This is a genomic window from Pseudomonas sp. CFBP13528 (assembly GCF_005233615.1).
GTDB classification, from domain to species: domain Bacteria; phylum Pseudomonadota; class Gammaproteobacteria; order Pseudomonadales; family Pseudomonadaceae; genus Aquipseudomonas; species Aquipseudomonas fluorescens_AM.
This window is the reverse complement of the sequence record NZ_QGAJ01000029.1, coordinates 20,407-28,606: the sequence shown is the minus strand read 5'-3', so window position 1 is coordinate 28,606 and position 8,200 is coordinate 20,407. Positions and strand designations below refer to the sequence as shown.

Sequence of the window (8,200 nt, the reverse complement as noted above, 5' to 3'; positions counted from 1 at the left end):
CATGGTCAGATCCTCGCGAAATCGACCCTGCCAGTTAAAAACTGTTACCTATGTGCGTGAACTGATTTGTAACCCATGTGGGTGAGTCATACCCAAGAGCCTTTTTGGTTACTTTTGGGGCTCTTTTCCAAAAGTGACCCGCTGTAAAAGCGGAACCCATAGTGGCCGTGACCGCAGAAACGGATATGTACTCAATCTGATCCAGCATCCTGGTCGGCCCGGAAGCCGCCATCGGGGGCAAGCCACCTCCCACATTGGGCCGAGGCGTGTCAGTTGGGTAGCTGTCGGCTGAGAGGCCGCCATCGGGGGCAAGCCCCCTCCCACATTGGGCCGAGGCGTGTCAGTGGGTAGCTGTCGGCTGAGAGGCCGCCATCGGGGGCAAGCCCCCTCCCACATTGAACCGAGGCGTGTCAGTTGGGTAGCTGTCGGCTGAGAGGCCGCCATCGGGGGCAAGCCCCCTCCCACATTGGGCCGAGGCGTGTCAGTTGGGTAGCTGTCGACTGGGAGGCCGCCATCGGGGGCAAGCCCCCTCCCACAGGTTTATCGACCATGTTCATGATCAAGTACAACCGAATAAGCTATGGTGCTCAAAACTACCCAGTATGAGCAACCATGCCCTTCCTCGCCCGCACCCACCCTCGCCTTTCATCCGCCGCCGTGCTGGGCTTTGCCGTGGGCATCCTGGTGCCGACCGAGACGTTGGCCAGCAAAATCCTCATCGGCTGGAACGCCGGCGTCTGGACCTATCTGGTACTGATGTTGTGGCTGACCATTCGCGCCAAGGCCGAGGACGTCAAGCGCATCGCCGAAATCGAAGACGAAAACGCCGGGCTGGTGCTGTTCATGGTGTGCATCGCCGCCATCGCCAGCCTGGCAACCATCACCTTCGAACTGGTGGGCAGCAAAGAACTGGCAACCACCGAGCGGCTGTTGCATTACGCTTTCACCGGAGTGACGGTGATCGGTTCGTGGCTGCTGATCGGGGTGATCTTCAGCGTGCACTACGCCAGGCTCTATTACACCTGGAGCGGCAAGGAACCGGCCCTGCGCTTTGCCGAAGGCTTGCTCACGCCCAACTATTGGGATTTTCTGTATTTCTCCTTCACCATCGGCGTGGCGGTGCAGACCTCCGATGTGGGCGTCGCCACCCGTGGCCTGCGCAAGGTCGTGCTGGGGCAATCGTTGATCGGCTTTGTGTTCAATACCGCGATCCTGGGCTTCTCGATCAATATCGCCGCCGGCCTGTTTGGCTGAGCTGCACAAACCTTCTAGACGTCAGGCCGCGCCCAGGCGCTAATGGCAGCCCCTATTCATCCTCGGTGTTGTATGGCCGCGCACAATTGGATCGACCTGTCCCAGGACGCCGACACCGGCATCGAGACCCTGCGCGCGCATTTTGAGGGCCACGCCTACGATCCGCACTGGCACGACAGCTACCTGATCGGCGTCACCGAGCAAGGCGTGCAGCAATTCAACTGCCGCCGCACGCGCCATAACAGCGTGCCCGGCCAAGTGTTCCTGGTGGAACCCGGCGAGTTGCACGACGGCGACGCCCCCACCGCAGCCGGCTTCACCTATCACATGCTCTACCTCGACCCGTACTGGTTGGCGCGCGAAGTGAGCGCGGTGTTCGAAGAGGCGCCGCCGCACAGCCAGTTGAGTTTCGCCAGCACCTTGACCAGCGATCCGCGCCTGGCCGTGGCCACCAGCCAGGCCTTCCAGACCCTGCACAGCGGCGAGCTGCGCATTGTGCGGCAACGCGCCATGGACCAGTTGCTGGAGCGCCTCACCGGCCAACTCTACTGGCGCACCCGCTACCACCACGACCCGCGCTTGCCGCAGGTGGCGCACAAGGCCCGGGACTACCTGCATGCCCACCTGCACGCCGACGTCGGCATGGACGAGCTGGCCCTGGCCTGCGGTGTCGACCGCTTCCGCCTCAGTCGCGCCTTCAAGAGCGCCTTCGGCCTGCCGCCACATGCCTACCTGGTGCAACTGCGCCTGGCCCGCGCCCGGCATTTGCTGGCCAAGGGCGAGCAACCGGCGGATGTGGCGATTGCACTGGGCTTTGCCGACCAGAGCCACCTGGGCCGCTGGTTTGTGCGCGCCTACGGCCTCACGCCCGCCGCGTACCGCAAGCGCTGCTCAAATCTTCCAGACAGCTGACGCGCCGGCTGGTGAAGATGGACGCCATCGATTGTTCCTGGAGTTCCTGTCATGTTGGCGTTTATCTTGTTCGCCTTTGTGGCGTCCATCACGCCCGGCCCCACCAATATCCTGGTGCTGAGCAACAGCGCACGCTATGGCCTCAAAGCCGCTGTGCCGATCATTTTCGGCGCGTGCGCCGGGGCTGCCGGCCTGGTGTTGCTGGTGGGGAGCGGGTTCGGCCAATCGCTGGTGCAAGCGCCCGGGGTGCAGACCACCATGCAATGGATCGGCGTCGCCTGGCTGACCTGCCTGGCGTGGCAAATCTTCAGCGCGCCTGCCCGAGCCATCGAGGTGCATGGCGTCGAAAAGCCCCTCGGCCTGATCGGCGCCGCCGCGCTGCAATTGATCAACCCCAAAACCTGGATGATGGCCCTGGCAGTCGTGAGCGTATTTGCCGGCAACGGTGACGAGCGCCAGAGCCAGGTAATCGCCCTGTCCCTGGTGTTTTTCCTGATATCCCTGCCCTGCCTTGGCCTATGGGCGCTGCTGGGCATCGGATCGTCACGGGTGTTTCGTTCAGCCAGGGCCATGCAACGCTTCAACCGGGGCATGGCCCTGTTGCTGCTGGTCGCGACCTGGCTGAGTGTAGTGGTTTGAGATGCCGGCTATCCGGCTTTGTCCTACAACAACTTGACGACTTTCCTCATTTGATGGTTTCCTGAAACCGGTTTCAGTGATTCCAATAAAAATAGAAGGTCGATCACCGTGAACAACTTTTCTGCCGCCCAGCGCAGCCGCGTGACCATGCTTGATGTCGCCGAGCGCGCCGGGGTGTCCAAGGCCAGCGTGTCGCGTTTTATCGGCGACGACCGCGCCCTGCTCTCCGACGCCATCGCCCTGCGTATCGAGCAGGCCATCGCTGAACTCGGCTACCGTCCCAACCAGATGGCCCGCGGCCTCAAACGCGGACGCACGCGCCTGATCGGCATGCTGGTGGCCGATATCCGCAACCCCTATTCCATTGCCGTGATGCACGGTGTCGAAACCGCCTGTCGCCAGCACGGCTACAGCCTGGTGGTGTGCAATACCGACCGCGATGACGAGCAAGAGCGCCAGCACCTGGCGGCACTGCGCTCGTACACCATCGAAGGGCTGATCGTGAACACCCTCGGTCATCACCTCGACCAACTGCTGGAACTGCAACGGGAAATGCCCCTGGTGCTGGTGGACCGCAAGGTCGAGCCGCTGCACAGCGACCTGGTGGGGTTGAACAACCCGGCGGCGGTGCGCATGGCGGTGGAGCACCTGGAGCAACAGGGCTACCGCGACCTGCTGCTGGTGAGCGAAGCCACCGATGGCACCAGTTCGCGCCTGGAGCGCCTGCACAGTTTCAACGCCGAAATAGCCAGGCGCCCGGCGTTGACCGGTGCGGTGCTCGAGCTCGATGGCACGCTGGAAAACCGCCTGCAGCGCTTTCTCGCAAAACCCGGCCCGAAGGCGCTGTTCTGCGCCAACGGTGTCGCCGCGCTGGCCTGCACGCGTGCGCTGAAGAACCTGGGCTGCAACCTGTTCGATGATGTCGGCCTGATCGCCCTGGATGATCTGGACTGGTATCCGCTGGTGGGCAGTGGCATCACCGCCCTCGCCCAACCGACGGAGGCGATCGGTGCCAGTGCCTTCGACTGTCTGCTCAAGCGCTTGCGCGGCGACACTGCCCCCACCCGCACCCTCGATTTCCTGCCCCGACTGATCATTCGCGGCTCCACCCAATCCCCTGTGGGAGGGGGCTTGCCCCCGATAGCGGTGGGTCAGCTACAGATAAGCTGACTGACATAGCGCAATCGGGGGCAAGCCCCCTCCCACATGTTGCTCTGCGTACAAAAATGAAACCGGTTTCAGAGGTAAATAACAATGCAAGAACATCCCGTCTCCATCAGTCTTTCCAGCTACGGCGCCGACCTCGTGCGCCAGCAGGGCCAATTGAGTTTTGTCGCGCTGTTGAGTGCCGCCGGTGCCCGGCGCATCGAATGGCGCGAAGAACTGCTCACCACCGAACAGCCTGGCACGCTGGCCCAGGCCGCCGCCGAGCACGGCCTGGACTCGGTGTTTTCTTCGCCTCTGGAACTCTGGGTTGCCGGCCGTGCCCAGCCCAATCCAGACCTCGCCGCCACCCTCGACCGCGCCCAGGCCTTCGGCTCACGCTGGCTGAAAGTCTCCCTGGGTTACTTCACCGACACCAACGACCTGGAGAGCCTGCAGGCTCTGCTCAATCGCCACGCGGTCAAGCTGCTGGTGGAAAACGACCAGACCCTGCACGGCGGCCGGATCGAGCCGATGCAGCGGTTTTTCACCGAGGTCGAACGCCTGGGCCTGCCCGTCAGGATGACCTTCGACATCGGCAACTGGCAGTGGCAGGACCAGTCCGCCCTCACCGCCGCGCGCCTGCTGGGCCGGCACGTGGACTACCTGCACTGCAAGGCCGTCGCGCGTCGCCAGGACGGCAAGCTGGTGGCCGTGCCGCCCGGCGCCACTGATTTGCATCTGTGGGAACAACTGCTCACGCACATGACTCAAGGTATTACCCGGGCGGTGGAATTTCCGTTGCAGGGCGATGACCTGGTCGACATCACCGCGCAACAGGTCGCCACCCTGGCCCGCCTTGGCCAACCCCGTGTGGAGAATGCCCATGTCTGAGATCGATATCCTGTCGTTTGGCGAAACCATGGCGATGTTTGTCGCCGAGCAGACCGGCGATCTGGCCCAGGTCGGCCAGTTTCACAAACGCATTGCCGGAGCCGACAGTAATGTCGCGATTGGCCTGTCGCGCCTGGGTTTCAAGGTCGCGTGGTTGAGCCGGGTAGGTAACGACTCACTGGGGCGCTTCGTCGTCGACACCCTGGCCAATGAAGGCCTGGACTGTGCCCATGTGACCGTCGACCCGCAGCGCCCCACCGGTTTTCAGCTCAAGTCCCGCGAAGAATCCGGCGCCGATCCCCAGGTGGAATATTTTCGCAAAGGCTCGGCGGCCAGCCATTTGTCGATGGCGGACATCAGCCCGGCACTGCTGCAAGCGCGCCATCTGCATGCCACCGGGATTCCGCCGGCACTGTCCGAGGCCACCCGCGAGTTGTCGGTGGAATTGATGACACAGATGCGCCAAGCCGGGCGCAGCGTGTCATTCGACCCGAACCTGCGCCCCTCCCTGTGGGCCAGCGAGGCGCAGATGATCCGCGAAATCAATGCCCTCGCCGGCCTGGCGGACTGGGTATTGCCCGGCCTCAGCGAGGGCCGCCTGCTCACCGGCTTCGATGACCCGGCGGATATCGCCGCGTTCTACCTCGACCAAGGCGCCGAAGCCGTGGCGATCAAGCTCGGGCCCGATGGCGCCTATTACCGCACCCAGATGGACCAGGGCTTTGTCGCCGCCGTGCGCGTGGACACGGTGGTCGACACCGTGGGCGCCGGTGATGGTTTTGCCGTGGGCATGATCAGCGCCCTGCTGGAGAACGCGAGTTTTCCCGAAGCGGTACAGCGCGGCAACTGGATCGGCAGCCGCGCCGTACAGAGCCGTGGCGATATGGAAGGGTTGCCCACCCGTGCCGAATTACCCCGCCGATCCGTTGCATAACCCACTACCTGTTGCCACAACTACAACAAGCTCAGGAGCAACCTTATGGAAACCGTGAAACTTGCCACCCGCCGTTGGTGGTACATCATGCCCATCGTGTTTATCACCTATAGCCTGGCGTACCTGGACCGCGCCAACTATGGCTTCGCCGCGGCCTCCGGGATGGCCGAAGACCTGATGATCACCCCGGGCATGTCATCCCTGCTCGGTGCGCTGTTTTTCCTGGGCTACTTTTTCTTCCAGGTGCCGGGGGCGATCTACGCGCAGAAGCGCAGCGTCAAGAAACTGATTTTCGTCAGCCTGATCCTGTGGGGCGGCCTGGCCACCCTGACGGGCGTCGTGTCCAACGCCTACATGCTGATCGTGATTCGCTTCATGCTCGGGGTGGTCGAAGCGGCGGTGATGCCGGCGATGCTGGTGTACCTGTGCCACTGGTTCACCCGCGCCGAACGCTCGCGGGCCAACACCTTTCTGATTCTCGGCAACCCGGTGACCATGCTGTGGATGTCGGTGGTCTCGGGCTACCTGGTGCAGCATTTCAGCTGGCGCTGGATGTTTATCATCGAGGGCTTGCCGGCGGTGCTGTGGGCGTTTATCTGGTGGAAGCTGGCCGATGAGCGCCCCAAGGATGCCAAGTGGCTGAGCGACAGCGAGAAGCAAAGCCTGGAAAGCGCCCTTGCCGCCGAACAGGTGGGCATCAAGGCGGTGAAGAACTATGCCGAAGCGTTCCGCTCGCCGAAGGTGATCATCCTCGCGCTGCAGTTTTTCTGCTGGAGCATTGGCGTGTATGGCTTCGTATTGTGGTTGCCATCGATCCTCAAGGCCGGCTTGAAAATGGACATGGTCGAGGCCGGCTGGCTCTCGGCGCTGCCCTACCTCGCCGCCGTGATCGGCATGCTGGTGGTCTCGTGGGGCTCGGACAAGCTGCAAAAGCGTAAACGCTTCGTGTGGCCGCCGCTGTTGATTGCCTCCGTTGCCTTTTATGCCTCTTACGCCCTTGGCGCCGAACATTTCTGGTGGTCCTACACCCTGCTGGTGATTGCCGGGGCGTGCATGTACGCGCCGTATGGCCCGTTCTTCGCCATCGTCCCGGAAATCCTCCCGGCCAACGTCGCCGGTGGCGCCATGGCGCTGATCAACAGCATGGGCGCGCTGGGCTCGTTCGGCGGCTCCTACCTGGTGGGTTACCTCAATAGCAGCACCGGTTCGCCCGGTGCTTCCTACCTGCTGATGAGCGGTGCATTGCTGTTGTCAGTGGTACTGACCATTTTCCTCAAGCCGGGTGCCAGTGACCGTGAACGCGCGCCCTTGGCTACCCTCGAAATGAAGGCCCATTCCTGATGAAAAAATCCGTGGTTTTATACAAGAAACTGTCTGCGCCGCTGATGGCCCGCCTGCATGAGCAGGCCGACGTGACGCTGATCGACGCACTGGACGAGGCCGGCCTGGCCCAACTGCGCAACGCCCTGCCGAGCGCTCACGGGCTGCTGGGCGCGAGCCTGCGCCTGGATGCCGGGCTGCTCGACCTGGCGCCCCATCTGGAAGCGGTGGCGAGTGTGTCGGTGGGCGTCGATAACTACGATATCGACTACCTCACCGAACGCGGCATCCTGCTCAGCAATACGCCCGACGTGCTCACCGAAACCACCGCCGACACCGGCTTTGCGCTGATCCTGGCGACTGCCCGGCGCGTGGTGGAACTGGCCGACCTGGTGCGTGCCGGCCAATGGAACAAGAGCATCGGCCCGTCGCACTTCGGCAGCGACGTGCACGGCAAGACCCTGGGCATCATCGGCATGGGACGCATCGGCGAAGCGCTGGCCCAGCGCGGGCACTTTGGCTTCGGCATGCCGGTGATCTATCACAGCCATTCGCCCAAGCCTGCGGTAGAGGCACGCTTTGGCGCGCAGTACCGCAGCCTGCAGGAGGTGCTCAAAGAGGCCGATTTCGTCTGCCTGACCTTGCCGCTCACGGCGCAGACCGAGAAGTTGATCGGCGCCGAAGAGTTCGCCCTGATGGGCCCGGAGACGATTTTCATCAACATCTCACGGGGCAAGGTAGTGGACGAAGCGGCGCTGGTCGAGGCCTTGCAGCAGCGCACCATTCGCGCGGCCGGGTTGGATGTGTTCGAGAAAGAACCGCTTGATCACGCCTCCCCGCTGCTGCGCTTGAACAACGTGGTGGCCACGCCGCACATCGGCTCGGCGACCCATGAGACGCGCGAAGCGATGGCCAGGTGTGCGGTGGATAATCTGTTGCAGGCGTTGGCGGGCGAGCGGCCGCAGAACCTGGTGAACGCAGCCGCCTGGAAGCAATAGCGCCCTGACAACAGGGATCACATGTGGGAGGGGGCTTGCCCCCGATGGCAGTGTGTCAGCCAGTTGATTCTTAGCTGACCCACCGCCATCGGGGGCAAGCCCCCTC

At 63.2% G+C, this 8,200-nt stretch carries 8 protein-coding genes; all 8 read left to right on the top strand.

Annotated elements, in window-relative coordinates; genetic code table 11:
• The first annotated feature begins 612 nt into the window (after positions 1-612).
• On the top strand, positions 613-1,254 hold the full coding sequence (locus PspCFBP13528_RS27205; protein ID WP_137201890.1) for a DUF1345 domain-containing protein: 642 nt from the start codon (positions 613-615) through the stop codon (positions 1,252-1,254).
• Between the two features lie 72 nt (positions 1,255-1,326).
• Complete coding sequence (locus tag PspCFBP13528_RS27200) at positions 1,327-2,166, top strand: AraC family transcriptional regulator (RefSeq protein WP_065952537.1); 840 nt, start codon at positions 1,327-1,329, stop codon at positions 2,164-2,166.
• Positions 2,167-2,217: 51 nt separating this feature from the next.
• A complete protein-coding gene (locus PspCFBP13528_RS27195) occupies positions 2,218-2,805 on the top strand; it encodes a LysE family translocator (RefSeq protein ID WP_137201889.1) in 588 nt (195 codons plus the stop codon).
• Between the two features lie 108 nt (positions 2,806-2,913).
• Positions 2,914-3,975, top strand: a complete 1,062-nt coding sequence (locus PspCFBP13528_RS27190) for a LacI family DNA-binding transcriptional regulator (protein WP_137201888.1) — start codon at positions 2,914-2,916, stop codon at positions 3,973-3,975.
• An 84-nt stretch (positions 3,976-4,059) separates the two neighbouring features.
• Entirely contained in the window at positions 4,060-4,842 is a 783-nt protein-coding gene (locus tag PspCFBP13528_RS27185; RefSeq protein WP_065952535.1) for a TIM barrel protein, read from the top strand.
• Complete coding sequence (locus PspCFBP13528_RS27180) at positions 4,835-5,776, top strand: sugar kinase (protein WP_065952534.1); 942 nt, start codon at positions 4,835-4,837, stop codon at positions 5,774-5,776. The genes PspCFBP13528_RS27185 and PspCFBP13528_RS27180 overlap by 8 nt, the downstream gene beginning before the upstream one ends.
• Positions 5,777-5,821: 45 nt before the next feature.
• The gene (locus PspCFBP13528_RS27175; protein WP_101221467.1) at positions 5,822-7,117 is read left to right on the top strand and encodes an MFS transporter; all 1,296 of its coding nucleotides are present in this window, start codon (positions 5,822-5,824) and stop codon (positions 7,115-7,117) included.
• Positions 7,117-8,094, top strand: a complete 978-nt coding sequence (locus PspCFBP13528_RS27170; RefSeq protein ID WP_065952532.1) for a D-glycerate dehydrogenase — start codon at positions 7,117-7,119, stop codon at positions 8,092-8,094. The genes PspCFBP13528_RS27175 and PspCFBP13528_RS27170 overlap by 1 nt, the downstream gene beginning before the upstream one ends.
• Positions 8,095-8,200 lie beyond the last annotated feature (106 nt).